Origin of the sequence: Azospirillum sp. B506, from assembly GCF_000333595.1 — a bacterium.
Classification (GTDB): Bacteria; Pseudomonadota; Alphaproteobacteria; order Azospirillales; family Azospirillaceae; genus Azospirillum.
Genome location: NZ_BADK01000529.1, coordinates 1 through 1207 on the forward strand (window position 1 = coordinate 1; position 1207 = coordinate 1207).

Here is a 1207-nt window from a genome sequence, read left to right on the forward strand (position 1 = left end):
CAAACCCCTGGCCATCGAACCGAATCCACGATGACCATGCGGCCTGTGAACGTGCAGAGCTTCGTGTCCAGGGCCATGATTTTTTGTCTCCCCGAGGTAGTTTAGGCCAACGACATAGCCCGGCGCTCCCGCCCACTTCGGAGAAGAGGAAACGGGGCGCGCCGGGCAACTGAATGTTACGGATGTCTTTACGCTTTATCCACAGAATCCGGCTTCGCCTTCAGGCAGCGCAGGAGCGAAGCTCGTAACCGGGAGTGGCGAGCAGCGGCGCGTTCGACACCTCGACGATCCGTGCCTGGTCGAAGCCGTTGAAGGCGGTGCGCAGGCATGAACCGTAGGCGCCGAGCTGTCCCAGCTCGATCCAATCGCCGGCCTTCACGTCGGCCGGCAGGTGGAAGGGGCCGGCCATCTTGTCGGCGCTGTCGCAGGTCGGACCGTAGAAGCTGAAAGCCTCATCCCCGGCATCGGTCATCGCCTCGAACGGGCGGATCAGGCGGGCCGGGAAGCGGAAGCCGGGCACGCCGGCATCCGACAGCGCGCCATAGACGCCATCGTTGATGAACAGCTCGTTTCCGCGCCGCTTCACCACCTGCACGACCAGCGAGACGCCGGGGGCCACCAGGGCACGGCCAGGCTCGCACCACAGGCGGCAGTGGGCCGGCAGGTCGATGGCGGCGATGCCGCGGGCGATGGCGGCCATGAAGTCGCCGAGCGGCGGCGGGGTGACGCCAGGGTAGGACACCGGGAAGCCGCCGCCGACATCGAGCACGTCAAGCACGACACCGCTCTCGGCGATAACGAAGCCGGCCAGCGCGATGGCGCGCTCGTAGGCCGACGGGTCGAGCATCTGCGAGCCGACATGGAAGGAAAGCCCGAGCTTTGGCGCCACGGCGCGGGCGGCGCGCAGCAGTTCCACCGCGTCGGTCAGGTCAGCGCCGAACTTGCCGGACAGGTCGTAGACGGCATTGCCCTTCGGCAGCGCCAGCCGCACGACGAGGCCGAGGTCGGTGGCGCCGTCGGTCTCCTCAAGGATCTTGTCCAGCTCTTCCCGGCTGTCGAGCACGAAGTCGCGCACGCCATATTGGCGGTACGCATTGCGGATCGCCTGACGGCCTTTCACCGGGTGCATGTAATGCAGGACGGCGTCCGGGAACATCTGGCGAATCAGCCTGATTTCGCCGGGGGAGGCAACGTCGAAATGGCGTAC

At 66.4% G+C, this 1207-nt stretch carries 1 protein-coding gene; it reads right to left on the reverse strand.

Annotated features, from left to right (window positions below):
- Positions 1–220: 220 nt before the first annotated feature.
- Positions 221–1207: decarboxylase (locus tag I71_RS15705; protein WP_042695786.1), on the reverse strand; the 987-nt coding region annotated here is incomplete at its 5' end.